This is a genomic window from Trabulsiella odontotermitis (genome assembly GCF_030053895.1).
GTDB classification, from domain to species: Bacteria; Pseudomonadota; Gammaproteobacteria; order Enterobacterales; family Enterobacteriaceae; genus Trabulsiella; species Trabulsiella odontotermitis_C.
This window is the reverse complement of sequence record NZ_CP125781.1, coordinates 3,685,311-3,702,306: the sequence shown is the minus strand read 5'-3', so window position 1 is coordinate 3,702,306 and position 16,996 is coordinate 3,685,311. Positions and strand designations below refer to the sequence as shown.

Genomic DNA, 16,996 nt, shown 5'->3' with positions numbered 1-16,996 from the left:
TTACCGGGCATCACATTATTTCACGTCGTCCGGCAACGCATACGCGACAATATAGTCGCCCATCTTCGTCCCAAACGAACCATGACCGCCTGCTGAGATGACAACGTACTGCTTGCCATTCACTTCATAGGTCATCGGTGTAGCCTGACCGCCCGCAGGCAGACGCGCCTGCCACAGTTTTTCCCCGTTAGTCATGTTGTACGCACGGAGATAGTTATCAGCGGTGGCCGCAATAAACAACACGTTACCGGCGGTGGAAATCGGACCGCCCAGCATCGGCATCCCCATATTGAACGGGACCGGAACCGGCATCGGGAACGGCATGCTGTCCTGCGGGGTACCAATGCGTTTTTTCCATGCAACCTGGTTGGTTTTCAGATCCAGTGCGGAAATGTAACCCCAGGCCGGTTGTTTACACGGCAGACCAAACGGCGACAGGAACGGGTTCAGCGTTACGCCATACGGGACGCCGTACTGCGGCTGAATGCCGGATTCTGAACCGGTACCCTGCGCATCTTTCGGCTGCTCCATCGGATTACCCGGACCGCGTGGGATCAGCTTCGACACAAACGGCAGCGCCATCGGGTTAGCGATCGCCACCTGGCGGTTCGGATCGACGGAAATCCCGCCCCACTCAAACATACCGAGGTTGCCAGGGAAGACCAGCGTACCCTGTTCAGACGGCGGCGTGAAAATGCCTTCATAGCGCATCTGGTGGAAAATCACGCGACACACCAGTTGATCGAACATCGTGGCGCCCCACATGTCCTTATCGGTCAGATCCTTCTTCGGACGGAAGCTCAGCTCGGAGAACGGCTGCGTTTTGGTCACGTAGTCGCCTTTTGCCGCGCCCTGTGGAACCGGTTTTTCTGGTGCCGGCACCACCAGCTCGCCGTTACGACGGTCGAGAACAAAGATATTCCCGGTTTTCGCTGGCGCATAAATCACCGGTACGGTTTTGCCGCCAACGGTGATATCCGCCAGCGTCGGCTGGGAAGGCATATCCATATCCCACAGATCGTGGTGAACGGTCTGGTAGCTCCAGGCGAGCTTACCGGTGGTGGCATTCAGCGCCACAATGGAACTGGCAAAACGCTCCTGTTCCGGCGTGCGGTTACCGCCCCAGATATCTGGCGTGGTCACGCCCATCGGCAGGTAAACGAGATCCAGCTTCGCATCGTAGGCGGCAGGTGCCCAGGAGTTCGGCGAGTTTAGCGAGAAGTGGTGCTCATCGGTCGGAATGGCGTTGGGATCTTTCGCGCCCGGGTCGAAGGCCCACAGCAGGTCACCGGTGTTAATGTCGAAGCCGCGGATCACGCCCGACGGTTCACGCGTGGAGAAGTTATCCGTTACCGCACCGGCGATCACGATGGTTTTATCGGTCACGATCGGCGGGGATGTGGGTTCATACATGCCTGGCGTGGTGATCGGCATGTTGGTCTGCAGGTTGAGGATCCCTTTATTGGCAAAGGATTCGCACAGCTTGCCGGTTTCGGCGTTAATGGCAAACAGGCGGCCATCATTCACCGGCAGAATGATCCGGCGCGGGCAGTTAGCCACCACATCCGCCGGGGCGTTCTCTGGCGTGGCTTCGTGATAAGAAACACCGCGACAGGTCACATGCTGGAAGGTCGGGTTGGCATTTAGCTGAGGATCAAAGTGCCATTTCTCTTTCCCGGTTGCGGCATCCAGCGCAAACAGACGCTGGTGGGCGGTACAGAGAAACAGCGTGTCGCCGACTTTAATCGGCGTGACTTCATTGGTGATTTCACCGGGATCGTTCGGCTGTTTCAGATCACCGGTGCGAAAGACCCAGGCCTCTTTCAGTTGCTTAACGTTGTCGGCGTTAATCTGTTTCAGCGGCGAATAGCGCTGCCCTTCCTGATTACGCCCGTAAGCCGGCCAGTCCTGATCGGCAACCTGTGAAATCGGCGCAGCAGGGGTGACGTCAGTGCTCAGCGTGCCGTTGATTTCCTGCGGATCGTGAAAGCCCGCCCAGGTCAGGATCCCGCCACTTATCAGCAGCGCGATGACCAGCGCCGTCACGGCACCCGTGGAAGGGACAATCAGCCGACGCCAGACAAATGGCAGGATCAGCCAGATGCCGAAGAAGACCAGAACATCGCTGCGTGGCGTCAGTGCCCAGAAATCGAAGCCGACCTCCCATACGCCCCAGATCAGGGTCGCGAGTAACAATGCCGCATACAGCCACAGCGCCGAACGCTGACGACGCCACAGCATCACCGTCACGGCCAGCATGACCAGACCAGCAACCGGGTAGTACCACGAACCCCCGATCGCGGCTAACCATATCCCTCCGATAAGTAGATAGAGACCACAAAAGGCCGCGAAGAGCGCCGTTAGCCTCACAAGGAGTCGCGATTGTTGATATTTTGTTTCTGCCATAGAAAGACACCTGCAAAGTCGTTAATTTTTTAGTAGCAACTAATTATAGGAGTTAACAAGTGTGATCGGAATCACAAATCGAGCTTTGTGATCGCATACACCGTATAAATCGATTTGCTGGTATACTGCGTGCCTTGCTGATCAATGCTGGTGCTTAACGTAGCGGTGTTGAGTGATTTACTACCAAAATCAGATGGTTAGTTTTATGAAACATACTGTTGAAGTGATGATCCCGGAAGCGGAGATCAAAGCGCGTATCGCCGAACTGGGTCGTCAGATTACTGAGCGCTACAAAAATAGCGGCAGCGACATGGTGCTGGTGGGGTTGTTACGCGGTTCATTTATGTTCATGGCTGACCTGTGCCGCGAAGTGCAGGTATCACATGAAGTCGATTTTATGACAGCGTCGAGCTACGGCAGCGGCATGTCGTCAACCCGCGACGTGAAAATCCTGAAAGATCTGGATGAAGATATCCGTGGCAAAGATGTGCTGATCGTCGAAGATATCATCGACTCCGGCAATACATTGTCGAAAGTACGCGAGATCCTGCGCCTGCGTGAACCGAAATCACTGGCGATCTGCACATTGCTCGACAAACCTTCGCGTCGTGAAGTGGACGTGCCGGTAGAATTTATCGGCTTCTCGATCCCGGATGAGTTCGTGGTCGGTTACGGTATCGACTACGCGCAGCATTATCGCCATCTGCCCTACGTCGGCAAAGTGGTGTTGCTGGACGAATAAAAAAAGGCCCCTCGGGGCCTTTTGTCATTTGTGGTTGTGGTGTTTCTGCTGGAGGTTGGAAATCCCGTGGCGGTAACGCTGCTCAAGGGTTTCACGGTTGGTGGCCGTGACGTCCAGATCGCGCAGCAGGCCATCGTGAATGCCGTAGGCCCAGCCGTGAATCGTGACCTTCTGGCCGCGTTTCCAGGCGGACTGCATGATGGTGGAGTGACCCAGGTTATAAACCTGCTCCATCACATTCAGCTCACACAGGGTATCCAGACGGCGCTCAGGCGGCATTTCGCCCAGCAGCGAGCTGTGTTTAAACCAGATGTCGCGGATGTGCAGCAGCCAGTTATTGATAAGCCCCAGTTCCGGGTTTTCAACTGCTGCCTGTACACCGCCGCAGCCGTAGTGACCACAAATGATGATATGCTCGACTTCCAGCACATCCACCGCGTACTGGACGACGGAGAGACAGTTAAGGTCAGTATGGATAACAAGGTTGGCAACGTTACGATGAACAAAGAGTTCACCCGGCTCAAGCCCTGTCAGGCGTTCAGCGGGAACGCGGCTATCGGAACATCCAATCCATAGAAAGCGCGGTTTCTGCGCTTGCGCCAGTTTCTCAAAAAAACCGGGGTCCTCTTCCACCAGCATTTTTGACCATAGTGCATTATTGCTGATGAGTGTATCTATATCTTTCATGGAGGTTAACGACCTGTAACCGAGTTAGTGCGTTGCGCTAATATAGGTCAACTCCTGACTTTTTAAAACCATGCATCGAGTGTCACAACTTGATAAGAGATATTTAATGACCATTGCACTGGAACTTAAGCAGCTTAAAAAGACCTATCCGGGCGGCGTCCAGGCGCTGCGGGGAATCGATCTGACCGTCGAAGCCGGCGACTTCTATGCGCTCCTGGGGCCGAATGGCGCGGGGAAATCCACCACCATCGGCATCATCAGCTCGCTGGTGAACAAGAGCGCCGGTGAAGTGAGCGTCTTTGGCTATGATCTCGACAAAGACGTCGTCAATGCGAAACGCCAGCTGGGGCTGGTGCCGCAAGAATTTAACTTCAACCCGTTCGAAACCGTTCAGCAGATTGTGGTCAACCAGGCGGGTTATTATGGCGTTGAGCGCAAAGAAGCGGTTATCCGCAGCGAAAAATACCTGAAACAGCTCGATCTGTGGGAAAAACGCAACGAACGTGCGCGGATGTTATCCGGTGGGATGAAGCGCCGCCTGATGATCGCTCGCGCGCTGATGCACGAGCCAAAACTGCTGATCCTCGACGAGCCCACCGCCGGGGTCGATATCGAGCTGCGCCGCTCAATGTGGGGCTTTCTGAAGGATCTCAATGATAAGGGCACGACGATCATTTTAACGACGCACTATCTGGAAGAGGCCGAAATGCTGTGCCGCAACATCGGCATCATTCAGCATGGCGCGCTGGTGGAAAACACCTCCATGAAAGCGCTGTTGTCAAAACTGAAATCAGAAACGTTTATTCTCGATCTGGCGCCGAAAAGCCCGCTTCCGGTGCTGGAAGGGTATCAGTACCGACTGGTGGATACCTCCACGCTGGAGGTGGAAGTGTTGCGTGAGCAGGGCGTTAACAGCGTGTTCAGCCAACTGAGCGCGCAGGGGATTCAGGTATTAAGTATGCGTAACAAAGCGAACCGTCTGGAAGAGCTGTTTGTCTCGCTGGTGAATGAAAAACAGGGAGAACAAGTATGATGCAGCTTTATTGGGTCGCGCTGAAAAGCATCTGGACGAAAGAAATTCAGCGCTTTATGCGCATCTGGATACAGACGCTGGTGCCGCCGGTGATTACTATGACGTTGTATTTCATCATCTTTGGTAATCTGATCGGTTCCCGGATTGGTGAGATGCATGGCTTCACCTACATGCAGTTTATCGTGCCGGGGTTGATCATGATGGCGGTGATCACCAACGCCTACGCCAACGTGGCCTCGTCGTTCTTCAGCGCCAAGTTCCAGCGCAACATTGAAGAACTGCTGGTGGCGCCGGTACCGACTCACGTTATTATCGCCGGTTATGTCGGCGGCGGCGTGGCGCGTGGTCTGTGCGTGGGGATCCTGGTTACGGCGGTGTCGCTGTTCTTCGTCCCGTTCCAGGTGCATTCGTGGGTGTTTGTCGCGCTGACGCTGCTGTTAACGGCGATCCTCTTTTCGCTGGCGGGGCTACTGAACGCGGTGTTTGCGAAAACCTTTGACGACATCAGCCTGATCCCGACCTTTGTGCTGACGCCGCTGACCTACCTTGGCGGGGTGTTCTACTCGCTGACGCTACTGCCGCCGTTCTGGCAGGCGCTGTCGCACCTGAACCCAATCGTCTATATGATCAGCGGGTTCCGTTTTGGTTTCCTCGGCATTACCGACGTGCCGCTGTTTACCACGGTGGGTGTACTGGTGATTTTTATCGTGGCATTCTACCTGCTGTGCTGGTATCTGATTCAGCGTGGCCGTGGGTTGCGCAGTTGATCCCACGCCCGGCGGTGCTGATGCCCGCCGGGCGTGTTTCTGAAGGGGAAGAAAATGCTAGGTTGGGTCATTGCCTGCCATGACGACCAGGCAGAAGACATGCGCGAGCGGCTGGAAAAAAAATTTGGTCCGCTGGTGCAGTGTCAGGCCGTCAACTACTGGCGAGGACTGAGCGCCAATATGCTCAGCCGGATGATGTGCGATGCGTTGCACAGTGCCGATTCCGGCGACGGTGTTATTTTTCTCACTGATATCCCCGGTGCTGCGCCTTATCGCGTCGCCGCGTTAATGAGCCACAAACACAACCACTGTGAAGTTATCTCCGGCGTCAGCTATTCATTACTGGAGCGAATGTATCCTCTGCGCGGAACGCTGAGCAGCGAAGCCTTCCGGGAAGCCATTGTGAGCAGTGGCGGTGCAGAAGTCAGCAGCCTCTGGCATCAGCAGCAAAAAAATCCGCCTTTCGTTTTACTCCATGACCTGTATGACAATTAACCATTGGTATTGATTGGTCTTTTGTTACAATAACAACAGTTTCCTTGCTCCGGTTTTCACGCATGTTCACTCGCGTTTTTCTCGTATTCCTGCTGTTCATTACCAGCAGCGCCTCCGCCAGCCTCATCAATCAACAGCGGCTGCCTGCCCGATATATGCAAACGACGGAAGATGCCACCATCTGGGCGCAGATCGGCAATAACGTGGTGACGGTCGGTAACGTGCGGGCCGGGCAAATTCTCGCAGTGGTGCCGGGCGCCGCTGACTATTACGAATTCAGCTTTGGTTTTGGCACCGGGTTTATCGATAAAGAACATCTGGAGCCGGTACAAGGGCATCAGCGTGTTGAAGATACCCTCGGTGATCTGAACAAGCCGCTCAGTAATCAGAACCTGCTCACCTGGCGGGACACGCCGGTCTATAACGCGCCGGATACCGGTAGCGCGCCGTTTGGCGTGCTGGCGGACAACCTGCGATATCCGGTCATCAGCAAACTGAAAGACCGGCTGAACCAGACCTGGTATCAGATCCGCATTGGTAACCGGCTGGCGTGGATCAGCAGCCTGGATGCGCAGGAAGATAACGGCATTCCGGTGCTCACCTACCACCACATTCTGCGTGATGAAGAAAACACGCGCTTTCGTCACACCTCGACCACCACTTCGGTGCGTGCGTTCAGTAACCAAATGACCTGGCTGCGTGATCAGGGTTATACCACGCTGACGATGTATCAGTTGGAAGGTTATGTCCGTAACAAAATGAACCTGCCGGCGCGTTCGGTGGTGATCACCTTCGATGACGGCCTGAAATCGGTCAGCCGTTATGCTTACCCGGTGCTCAAGCCGTACGGTTTTAAAGCCACGGCGTTTATTATCTCGTCGCGCATAAAGCGCCATCCGCAGAAATGGGATCCGAAATCGCTGCAGTTTATGAGCGTTTCCGAATTACGTGGCATTGAGGACGTCTTTGATGTGCAGTCGCATACTCATTTCCTGCACCGCGTTGATGGAAACCGTCACCCGATTTTGCTGAGTCGCAGTTATCACAACATTCTGTTTGATTTTGCCCGCTCCCGCCGTTCACTGGCGCAGTTTAACCCGCATGTGCTGTATCTTTCTTACCCCTTTGGCGGCTACAACAACAACGCGATTAAGGCGGCAAACGACGCCGGTTTTCATATGGCGGTGACGACGGTGAAAGGGAAGGTGAAGCCGGGGGATAATCCGTTCTTACTGAAGCGTTTGTATATTTTAAGAACGGATTCGCTGGAAACCATGTCGCGGCTGATCAGCAATCAGCCGCAAGGGTAGTGGAGAGCGGTCAGGCGACCTGCACCGGAATCGCTTTTGCGGTGCGCTTCATTTCGTTGCCAGCGTCGAAGTAGGCCACTTTCGGCTGCCAGCGACGGGCTTCTTCGTCGGACATCATGACGAAGCTGGCGATAATCACAATATCGCCCACATCTGCGCAGTGCGCTGCCGCACCGTTAACAGAAATGATTTTAGAACCGCGCTCGGCCGCAATGGCATAAGTGGAGAAGCGTTTGCCGTTGTTCACGTTCCAGATATCAATCGCTTCGTTTTCAAGAATACCTGCCGCATCGAGAAAATCCTGGTCAATGGCGCAGGAACCTTCATAGTGCAGGTCGGCCTGAGTCACTGTCACACGGTGAAGCTTACCTTGCAGCATTTTGCGAATCATTACGTCTACCTTTAATCATCATGCATTACCCTCTCCCGTAAGAGAGGGCAGGGTAAAAGGGAGTTATTCCCGGAACCTGTATGCGCGCAGTATTGCCCGATTTTTAATCGGTGTCTACTACGCCAGCTCAACCTGTTTATTATCAATAAGACGCGCCTGTCCAAGCCAGGCGGCAACCAGAATCACCGCCCGTTTACTGCTTTCAGTCAGTTCCAGCAGGGTATCGGCATCGCGGATTTGCACTTCGTCGCTGCGGAACCCTTTTTCGTTCAGCTCCTGCTCGCCAAGGGCGATCATCTCGTCGAGATCACGCTCCCCGGCCTGCAGTTTTTCCGCAATGCTGTTCATGACTTTGCTCAGTCCCGGCGCGATTTTACGCTCGGCCGCGGTGAGATAACCGTTGCGGGAACTCAGCGCCAGACCATCTTTAGCACGGACGATCGGCACGCCGACAATCTCGATGTCGTAGCCCATATCGGCCACCATTTTGCGGATCAGCGCCAGTTGCTGGAAGTCTTTCTCGCCAAAGCAGGCGACGTCCGGCTGTACCAGGTTAAAGAGCTTGCTGACAATCGTGGAGACGCCACGAAAATGGCCCGGACGGCTGGCGCCTTCCAGCATGGTCGAAAGGCCGGGCACATCGACGTAGGTTTGTGTGTCGGTACCGTGCGGGTAGATATCGGCAGGTGCCGGGGCGAAAATCACATCGACTTTGCGTTTGTTCAGCTTTTCGCTGTCTTCCTGCAACGTGCGCGGGTAGCGCACCAGGTCGTCCGGTCGGTCAAACTGCATCGGGTTAACAAAAATACTGACGACAACCACGTCCGCGCGCGCTTTCGCTTCATCCACCAGTTTCATATGACCATCGTGCAGGTTGCCCATCGTCGGAACCAGCGCAATACGTTTGCCTTCCAGGCGCAGTCTGCGGATATGCTGACGCAGCAGCGGGAGGGTTTCGATTATCACCACAACAAAACTCCTTAATGGAAACTGTGTTCTTCGCCCGGATACACCCCGGACTCAACGTCAGCAATATACTGCCGTACCGCGGCGCGCATGTCGCCCGCTTCAGAAAGGAAATTTTTGGCAAATTTCGGAATATGGCCGCCGGTAATGCCAAATGCGTCGTGCATTACCAGAATTTGCCCGTCGGTGACATTGCCTGCACCGATGCCGATCACGGGAATCTGTAACGCCTCAGTGATGCGTTTCGCCAGCTCTACCGGTACGCACTCCAGCACCAGCAACTGCGCGCCAGCCGCTTCCAGCGCCAGCGCGTCATCAAACAGCACCTGTGCCGCATCGCCGCGCCCCTGCACTTTATAACCGCCGAAGATGTTGACCGACTGCGGCGTCAGGCCGAGGTGCCCGCATACCGGCACGGCGCGCTCGGTGAGCATTTTTACCGTCTCCACCAGCCAGGCGCCGCCTTCAATTTTGACCATATTCGCCCCGGCGCGCATTACCGTCGCGGCATTTTCAAACGCCTGTTCCGGCGTGGCGTAGGCCATAAACGGCAGATCGGTGAGCAGCAGGCAGCGAGGCGCGCCACGACGTACCGCGCGGGTGTGATACGCCACATCTTCGACCGTGACTGGCAACGTGGAGTCATGCCCCTGGACCGTCATTCCCAGCGAGTCGCCGACCAGCATGACGTTAATCCCCTCGTCGGCAAACAGTTTCGCAAAACTGTAGTCATACGCGGTGATGGTCGCGAAGCGTTTCTTGTCCTGTTTGCATTTCTGCAACAGGGAAATGGTGGTTGGTTTCATTGCGTTTCCTGATAGCAAAAGCCGATTCTTGCGGCATTGTAACAGCAACCATCAGGGGGACAAGTTTACCAGTGGGCAGGTTGTGCGCTATTGAGTGATTTCAGCGCAACGGCAAGTGGTGTGCCATCAGGAAAAGTGAGATCGGGAGCAATTTCAAACAACGGCCACAACATAAAACCGCGGTTTTTCATGTCGTAATGGGGAACGGTGAGCCGTTCGGTCTGAATAACACGATCGCCGAACAGCATGATATCGAGATCGAGCGTCCGTGGTCCCCAGCGTTCTTCTTTACGCACGCGGCCTTGTTGCAGTTCAATGCGTTGGGTATGGTCGAGCAGCGTTTCCGGTGACAGCGAGGTTTCCAGCGCGATGGCGGCGTTCAGGTAATCGGGTTGATCCTGCGGTCCGAGTGGCGGGGTGCGATAGAAAGAGGAGAGGGCGACGATGCGGCTGTCGGGGATCTCTCCCAGTGCTGCGATCGCCGCGTTAACCTGATCCAGCGGCGACGCCAGATTACTGCCAATGGCGATCCAGACTGTGGTCACGCGCTGCTACCCGGGCGTGGTGCTCGCTTGCGCGGGCGACGATGACGACGGCGAGCGGGTTCATCGCCTAAATCGGTCAGCATATCTTTCTGCTCAGGCGGTGCGGCCACCTGGAACTCGCCCCACCATTGCGTCAGGCGTTGCAGTTCGGCGCTGCTCTCCGCTTCTGCACGCAACGACAGCAGATCATAAGCCGCGCGGAATTTCGGATGCTCCATCAGCTTCCAGGCGCGTTTGCCCTGACGACGCGACATACGCAACTGCAACTGCCAGATATCACGCACCAGCGTGGTAATGCGTTTCGGAATGGCGATGGAACGGCAGGCTTCGTCCAGCACGTCGTTGGTGGCCAGCGCGAAGGCGTCGTAATAGGCCAGACCGCTTTCCTGCGCAATTTTCTGCGCCATTTCCAGCAGCGGATACCAGAACATTGCCGCGAACAAAAAAGCCGGGTTCACGCGCATCTCATTATGAATGCGGGTATCGGTATTTTTCAGAACCTGGGCGATGATACGTTCCATTGGGCTATCACCGTTTTCAGTAAAGTAACGGGTAATAGTCGGAAACAGCGGCTGGAACAGGCTGTATTCACACAATAAACGCCAGGTTTCGAATCCATAACCTGCTTGCAGGAGCTTCAGACACTCTTCAAACAGGCGCGCGGGCGGCACATCGTTAATCAGCGTGGCAAGACGCGGGATCGGCTCGGCGGTTTCCGGGCTGATATTCATCCCAAGTTTCGCGGCAAAACGCACGGCGCGCAGCATACGCACCGGATCTTCGCGATAGCGGGTTTCCGGGTTACCAATCAGGCGGATCACGCCATCGTTCAAATCCTGCATGCCGCCGACGTAATCACGTACTGTGAAATCTGCCACACTGTAATACAGGCTGTTGATGGTGAAGTCGCGACGCTGGGCATCTTCTTCGATGGAGCCGAAAATGTTATCGCGCAACAGCATGCCATTCTGGCCGCGCTGCGAGGTGGTGCGGTCGATCGGGCTGCCGTCGTGGTGACCACGGAAGGTAGCGACTTCGATGATTTCAGGGCCAAACATCACGTGCGCCAGGCGAAAACGGCGGCCCACGAGGCGGCAATTGCGGAACAGTTTGCGCACCTGGTCGGGCGTCGCACTGGTCGTGACGTCGAAATCTTTGGGTTTTTTGCCCAACAGCAAATCACGCACGCCGCCGCCGACCAGATAGGCTTCATAGCCCGCTTTGTTCAGTCGATAGAGAACTTTGAGGGCATTTTCACTGATATCTTTGCGGGAAATAGCATGCTGCTCACGCGGGATAACCGTCATTTTAGGTCTGGCGACGACGATTTCTGCCTCGCTCTCCTCACGGCTTAGCACCTTACGGCAAAAATTAGCGACTCGGGTAAAAATATTGCACCTCGGTTGTGTAGTATCGAAAAACGAAAAGTCAGGTTTCGGACAAAAAATAGCGGCTAATCATAGCTCAGCCAAACGCGTTTGAGAATGCTGGATTTCCGGTACTGTCGAAAGCTTCCAGTTAGCCACTGCATTTTTCAGCAGTTCCTCAACGCTCAAATCCTGCCATTCTTTTACTATATCCTGATTAAGAAACTGTAAAGCGTTGATTAACACAGGACGCGGATCGCCCTCCGGCAGCGCGGGCGCATGGTTCTGCTTGGACAGCTTATTGCCGTCGCTATTCAGCGCCAGCGGCAGATGAATGTAGTCCGGCGCTTGCCAGCCAAAATGGCGGTAGAGGGAGATCTGCCGCACGGTGGGCTCAATCAGATCGGCCCCGCGCACGATTTCCGTAACGCCCTGAAAATGGTCGTCAACCACCACCGCCAGGTTATAGGCGAAAAGCCCGTCACGGCGATGAATAATAAAATCCTCCCGCGCCAGCGCCTCGTCGGCGACGATCTCTCCCCGAAGTTTATCGTAAAACTGGAGTACCGGTTGTTGCTGGCGCAGACGCAGGGCAGCGTTTTGCGGGCCGAGATGTAAATCGCGGCAGTGACCGTTGTAGATCCCGCCCATGCTGTGGATTTGGGCACGGGTGCAGGTGCAGTAATAGCTGAGCCCTTGCTGTGCAAGCCAGTCCAGCGCGGCGTGGTAGGTGCCGTGGCGTTGCGACTGCCATAACACCTCGCCATCCCAGTGCAGACCGTAATGTTCCAGCTGGCGCAGAATGGTCTCTGCGGCACCGGGAACTTCACGAGGGGGATCGATATCTTCGATACGTACCAGCCAGGTACCGTGATTAGCGCGGGCCTGAAGGTAACTGCCAAGCGCGGCAATTAACGAGCCGAAGTGTAATTCACCGGAGGGAGATGGCGCGAAGCGCCCAATATAGTGAGATTCAGACATATCAGTCATTACAAGGCGGGAGAAACTCCCGCCTTTGGATGGTATACAGTGCTGGAATTAACCGGCCATCTGTTTTTCGCGAATTTCAGCCAGCGTTTTGCAATCGATGCACAGATCGGCCGTCGGGCGCGCTTCCAGACGACGAATCCCGATTTCAACACCGCAGGATTCGCAGTAGCCAAAATCTTCGTCTTCGACTTTCTTCAGCGTTTTTTCGATCTTTTTGATCAGCTTGCGTTCGCGGTCACGGTTACGCAGTTCGAGGCTGAACTCTTCTTCCTGCGCGGCGCGATCAACCGGATCCGGGAAGTTAGCAGCTTCATCCTGCATGTGTGTAACAGTACGATCGACTTCATCCCTGAGTTGATTACGCCATGCTTCAAGGATGCGCTTGAAGTGCGCCAGCTGGGCTTCGTTCATATACTCTTCGCCCGGTTTCTCTTGATACGGCTCCACCCCAGCGATGGCGAGAATACTCAGGGACGATGTTTTACGGTTTTGCCCTTCTTGCATGTTGCTTCTCCTTAACACGCACTATCGATCCCCATGTTGGGGGAAAAATCAGGCCGCTATAAATAGCAGATGCTTTTCCGGATAGCAATTATCTAAACGTTACACTTGACAACCCTGTGAGGAAAAGCGTATTTGCGCACGCGACCAGCACACTTATTGTTCAGCGGTTTACCACGCTATAACACCACGGGTATCGGCTCACTCAGAGTCATAATATCGGCAGAAAGTTCCGCTTTATAAGCCAGAATTTCCACCCCTGTGCTTTGTGCCTCATTCAATAGTTGCGCGTATTTAGCATCGATGTGGCGCGCGGGTGAAAAACAGGTGATGGCTGAGTGAAGTACCGCAAAAAAAATGACGGCACGATCGCCTTCTGACACCACGCTCATCAGCTCCCGGAGATGCTTTTGACCCCTTTCCGTCACGGCATCCGGGAAAAAACCGTTCTCATTTTCCGCCAACGTAACCGATTTCACTTCAATATAGCAGTTTCGTCTATTCTCTGCTTGTAACATAAAATCAATACGACTGCGCTCTGCGCCGTATTTCACTTCACTTTTCAATACAGTATATCCGCGAAGTGCAGGAATAATTTCGGATTGAATCGCTTCTTTGACCAACGCGTTCGCCCGTAATGTATTGACGCAAATAAAAGCGCCGTGCTGAGTTTGTGTTAATTCCCAGGTCTGAGCGTATTTACGTTTAATATTATCCGAGGTGGAATACCACACGGTATCCCCCGGCGTTGCACATCCTGTCATTGCCCCGGTATTTGGGCAATGGAGCGTTATTACTGTTCCCTCAGTGGTGACCACATCCGCCAGAAAGCGTTTATAGCGTTTTATCAACGTGGCAGATTGTAATTTAGGAATGAACTGCATCTTTGTTTCCTGATTATTCTGTTAACGCCCAACGCTCCAGCGCAGTATAACGCGTTCGCCCCTGCGAAAATGTTGACTCGTACAGCACAAATTCGCTCACTGGCACCGGCCAGTGGAACCCTGGTGGCGGGATTTTCACCGCATGGCTGGCGTCACGCAATAACGTAATGTGCGGATGAAAGGGTTGTGGGCTCTGGTAACAGCCGCTTCGCGCCGCCTGCGAGCGCAGCAGGCTGGCTAACTGCAACAGTCCTCTCGGCGGCTGGCGTGTGCCGAGCCAGACCACCCGTGAACGCAGCCACTGCCCGGCGTCGTCCAGATGCAGGGTGAACCCTGGCTGGCGAATGCGTCCGGCCATCGCCGTCAGTGCACGCTGTTTTTCTGCGCTGACATCGCCGAGAAACGCCAGCGTCAGGTGCAGGTTTGCCGCCGCGACCGGCCGCCCGGCTTCCGGCGGGAATTGTGCCGCGCGCCAGTGGATTATCTGCTGCTGAATATCGCCCGGTAATTCAAGGGCAAAAAACAGCCTTTTCGGCTCAGACATGATGGGTACTCGGTAATGATTTATCGCGATGCTACAATGCATGACCCTGAATGTTAACCCTTCGGAGCTTTTGTGTCCTCATTGCCGGTTGCCGCTGTCATTCCCGAACTTCTTCAGGCGCTGAACCATGCGCCGCAGGTCTTACTCAATGCGCCGACCGGTGCAGGGAAATCTACCTGGCTGCCGCTGCAACTGCTGGAACAGGGTGTGATCACGGGCAAAATCCTCCTGCTGGAGCCACGCCGACTGGCGGCGCGCAACGTTGCGCAGCGGCTCGCGGAACTGCTGGGCGAGCAACCTGGCGGAACAGTTGGTTACCGGATGCGCGCCGAAAGCTGCGTCGGGCCGACAACGCGGCTGGAAGTGGTCACCGAAGGGATCCTCACGCGCATGATTCAGCATGATCCCGAGCTCAGCGGCGTGGGGCTGGTGATCCTCGATGAATTTCACGAGCGCAGCCTGCAGGCGGATCTGGCGCTGGCGCTGCTGCTGGATGTCCAGCAGGGGCTGCGCGAAGACCTCAAATTATTGATCATGTCCGCAACGCTGGATAACGTGCGGCTGCAACAGCTGTTGCCTGACGCGCCAGTGATTGTTTCCGAAGGGCGCGCGTTCCCGGTGGAGCGGCGCTATCAGGCGCTGGCGGCGCATCAACGTTTTGATGAAGCGGTCGCCATCGCCACCACCGAACTGCTGCGTGCGGAGTCTGGCTCGCTGCTGCTGTTTCTGCCGGGCGTCGGTGAAATCCAGCGCGTTCAGGAACAACTGGCTTCGCGCGTCGCCGGTGATACGTTGCTGTGCCCGCTATATGGCGCGCTGCCGCTGAGCGAGCAGCGAAAAGCAATTCTTCCTGCCCCGGCAGGCATACGCAAAGTGGTACTGGCGACGAACATTGCCGAAACCAGTCTGACTATCGAAGGGATCCGCCTGGTGGTTGACTGCGCGCAGGAGCGGGTTGCACGGTTTGATGCCCGGACGGGGTTAACGCGGTTGGTCACGCAGCGCGTCAGCCAGGCTTCAATGACCCAGCGCGCCGGACGCGCCGGGCGTCTGGAACCGGGAATCTGCCTGCATCTGCTTGGCAAAGAACAGGCGGAGCGGGCAGCGGCGCAGAGTGAACCGGAGATCCTGCAAAGCGATCTTTCCGCGCTGTTGCTGGATCTCCTGCTGTGGGGTTGTGCCGATCCGGCGGAACTTTGCTGGCTCGACCTTCCGCCAGCCAGTAACCTGGCCGCCGCGCGCCGGTTGCTCACTCAGTTACAGGCGCTGGAGGGAGAACGGTTAACGCCGCGCGGGCAACGTATGGCCGCGCTGGGGAATGATCCGCGGCTGGCGGCAATGCTGGTGGCGGCTGACGGGCGCGACGACGTGGCGACGGCGGCGAAAGCCGCAGCGATTCTGGAAGAGCCGCCGCGCAACAGCGGCAGCGATCTCAGTCATGCGTTTTCGCGTCATCAGCCCAACTGGCAGCAGCGCGCCCGACAGCTCAGCCAGCGTCTGGGGACGACAGGTGGAAACGCCGACATTGGCGCGCTGGCGCCGCTACTGGCGCGCGCTTTTGCTGACAGGATTGCCCGCCGACGTGGTCAGGAAGGTCGATACCAACTGGCGAACGGGATGGGCGCGATGCTGGACGCTGATGACGCGTTGAGTCGTCATGAGTGGCTGATTGCGCCGCTGCTGTTACAGGGCAGTCAGTCGCCGGACGCGCGCATTCTGCAGGCGCTGCCGCTGGATATCGACTCGTTGATCGCCCGCTGTCCGTGGCTGTTGCAGCAGTCAGATACCATCGAATGGGACGACGCGCAGGGCACGCTGAAAGCCTGGCGTCGCCAGCGCATCGGCGAACTGGTGGTCAAAGTCCAGCCGCTGGCGAAGCCGTCTGAAGAAGAGTTGCATCAGGCCATGCTGAACGGCATTCGCGATAAAGGCCTGGCGGTCCTGAACTGGACTCCGGAGGCGGAACAGTATCGGTTGCGCCTGCATTGCGCGGCAAAATGGCTGCCGGAACAGCCGTGGCCGGCGGTCGATGACGCGTCGTTGCTGGCGTCACTGGAAAGCTGGCTACTGCCGCAAATGCAGGGCGTACACTCGCTGCGGGCGCTGAAAGCCCTCAATCTTCACACGGCGTTGCAAAACCTGTTGCCGTGGTCATTACGTCAACAACTGGATAGTGAGCTGCCAGCGCATTACACTGTGCCGACCGGAAGCCGGATTGCCATCCGCTATCACGACGAAAATCCCCCGGCGCTGGCGGTGAGGATGCAGGAGATGTTCGGCGAAGCAGCAACGCCGACGATTGCTCAGGGGCGCATTGCGCTGGTGCTTGAGCTCCTGTCGCCTGCGCAGCGACCGTTGCAGATCACGCGCGATCTCAGCGCGTTCTGGCAGGGGGCATATCGTGATGTGCAAAAAGAGATGAAAGGGCGCTATCCAAAGCACGTATGGCCAGACGACCCTGCGAATGCGGTGCCTACCCGGCGAACGAAGAAATATTCACAGACCAAAAATTGAGAGATTTCTTCTTTCACCTGCGGGTGAAAGACAAGAGAATCAGGCCAT

At 55.9% G+C, this 16,996-nt stretch carries 17 protein-coding genes; 6 read left to right on the top strand and 11 right to left on the bottom strand.

Going from position 1 to position 16,996, the window contains the following annotated elements:
* Window positions 1-15: 15 nt before the first annotated feature.
* Window positions 16-2,406, bottom strand: coding sequence for a glucose/quinate/shikimate family membrane-bound PQQ-dependent dehydrogenase (locus QMG90_RS17560; protein ID WP_283280906.1), 2,391 nt, complete (start codon window positions 2,404-2,406; stop codon window positions 16-18).
* A 205-nt stretch (window positions 2,407-2,611) separates the two neighbouring features.
* Here QMG90_RS17560 and hpt point away from each other — a divergent pair, with 205 nt between their 5' ends.
* Window positions 2,612-3,148 carry a hypoxanthine phosphoribosyltransferase gene (gene hpt / locus QMG90_RS17555; RefSeq protein WP_283280904.1) on the top strand — a complete coding sequence of 179 codons (537 nt, stop codon included), beginning with the start codon at window positions 2,612-2,614 and terminating at the stop codon, window positions 3,146-3,148.
* A 24-nt stretch (window positions 3,149-3,172) separates the two neighbouring features.
* On the opposite strand, the gene can is transcribed toward hpt, so the two are convergent.
* Entirely contained in the window at window positions 3,173-3,835 is a 663-nt protein-coding gene (gene can / locus QMG90_RS17550; RefSeq protein ID WP_038155591.1) for a carbonate dehydratase, read from the bottom strand.
* A gap of 106 nt (window positions 3,836-3,941) precedes the next feature.
* Here can and QMG90_RS17545 point away from each other — a divergent pair, with 106 nt between their 5' ends.
* The 4 genes from QMG90_RS17545 (at window position 3,942) to QMG90_RS17530 (ending at window position 7,440) form a co-directional block, all read left to right on the top strand.
* The gene (locus QMG90_RS17545; protein ID WP_283280903.1) at window positions 3,942-4,868 is read left to right on the top strand and encodes an ABC transporter ATP-binding protein; all 927 of its coding nucleotides are present in this window, start codon (window positions 3,942-3,944) and stop codon (window positions 4,866-4,868) included.
* Window positions 4,865-5,635, top strand: coding sequence for an ABC transporter permease (locus QMG90_RS17540; protein ID WP_054178397.1), 771 nt, complete (start codon window positions 4,865-4,867; stop codon window positions 5,633-5,635). Before QMG90_RS17545 ends, QMG90_RS17540 begins: the two co-directional genes overlap by 4 nt.
* A gap of 54 nt (window positions 5,636-5,689) precedes the next feature.
* Window positions 5,690-6,130 carry a PTS sugar transporter subunit IIA gene (locus tag QMG90_RS17535; protein ID WP_283280901.1) on the top strand — a complete coding sequence of 147 codons (441 nt, stop codon included), beginning with the start codon at window positions 5,690-5,692 and terminating at the stop codon, window positions 6,128-6,130.
* A gap of 62 nt (window positions 6,131-6,192) precedes the next feature.
* Window positions 6,193-7,440, top strand: coding sequence for a polysaccharide deacetylase family protein (locus QMG90_RS17530; protein ID WP_283280900.1), 1,248 nt, complete (start codon window positions 6,193-6,195; stop codon window positions 7,438-7,440).
* 10 nt (window positions 7,441-7,450) lie between these two features.
* Here QMG90_RS17530 and panD read toward each other — a convergent pair whose 3' ends face one another.
* From panD to thpR, 9 genes are all read right to left on the bottom strand, one after another.
* Complete coding sequence (gene panD, locus QMG90_RS17525) at window positions 7,451-7,831, bottom strand: aspartate 1-decarboxylase (protein WP_038155586.1); 381 nt, start codon at window positions 7,829-7,831, stop codon at window positions 7,451-7,453.
* A 117-nt stretch (window positions 7,832-7,948) separates the two neighbouring features.
* Window positions 7,949-8,800 carry a pantoate--beta-alanine ligase gene (gene panC / locus QMG90_RS17520; RefSeq protein ID WP_283280897.1) on the bottom strand — a complete coding sequence of 284 codons (852 nt, stop codon included), beginning with the start codon at window positions 8,798-8,800 and terminating at the stop codon, window positions 7,949-7,951.
* Window positions 8,801-8,811: 11 nt separating this feature from the next.
* Window positions 8,812-9,603 (bottom strand): 3-methyl-2-oxobutanoate hydroxymethyltransferase, encoded by a 792-nt coding sequence (gene panB / locus QMG90_RS17515; protein ID WP_283280896.1) that lies wholly within the window; start codon window positions 9,601-9,603, stop codon window positions 8,812-8,814.
* A gap of 65 nt (window positions 9,604-9,668) precedes the next feature.
* Complete coding sequence (folK, locus tag QMG90_RS17510) at window positions 9,669-10,148, bottom strand: 2-amino-4-hydroxy-6-hydroxymethyldihydropteridine diphosphokinase (protein WP_283280895.1); 480 nt, start codon at window positions 10,146-10,148, stop codon at window positions 9,669-9,671.
* The gene (gene pcnB, locus QMG90_RS17505; RefSeq protein WP_283283993.1) at window positions 10,145-11,539 is read right to left on the bottom strand and encodes a polynucleotide adenylyltransferase PcnB; all 1,395 of its coding nucleotides are present in this window, start codon (window positions 11,537-11,539) and stop codon (window positions 10,145-10,147) included. Before pcnB ends, folK begins: the two co-directional genes overlap by 4 nt.
* A 66-nt stretch (window positions 11,540-11,605) precedes the next feature.
* Window positions 11,606-12,496 carry a tRNA glutamyl-Q(34) synthetase GluQRS gene (gluQRS, locus tag QMG90_RS17500; protein WP_283280894.1) on the bottom strand — a complete coding sequence of 297 codons (891 nt, stop codon included), beginning with the start codon at window positions 12,494-12,496 and terminating at the stop codon, window positions 11,606-11,608.
* A gap of 57 nt (window positions 12,497-12,553) precedes the next feature.
* The gene (gene dksA, locus QMG90_RS17495; RefSeq protein ID WP_007749299.1) at window positions 12,554-13,009 is read right to left on the bottom strand and encodes an RNA polymerase-binding protein DksA; all 456 of its coding nucleotides are present in this window, start codon (window positions 13,007-13,009) and stop codon (window positions 12,554-12,556) included.
* A gap of 176 nt (window positions 13,010-13,185) precedes the next feature.
* A complete protein-coding gene (sfsA, locus tag QMG90_RS17490) occupies window positions 13,186-13,890 on the bottom strand; it encodes a DNA/RNA nuclease SfsA (RefSeq protein WP_283280892.1) in 705 nt (234 codons plus the stop codon).
* 13 nt (window positions 13,891-13,903) lie between these two features.
* The gene (thpR, locus tag QMG90_RS17485; protein WP_283280890.1) at window positions 13,904-14,434 is read right to left on the bottom strand and encodes an RNA 2',3'-cyclic phosphodiesterase; all 531 of its coding nucleotides are present in this window, start codon (window positions 14,432-14,434) and stop codon (window positions 13,904-13,906) included.
* A gap of 72 nt (window positions 14,435-14,506) precedes the next feature.
* Here thpR and hrpB point away from each other — a divergent pair, with 72 nt between their 5' ends.
* Window positions 14,507-16,948 (top strand): ATP-dependent helicase HrpB, encoded by a 2,442-nt coding sequence (gene hrpB / locus QMG90_RS17480; RefSeq protein ID WP_283280889.1) that lies wholly within the window; start codon window positions 14,507-14,509, stop codon window positions 16,946-16,948.
* Window positions 16,949-16,996: the final 48 nt, after the last annotated feature.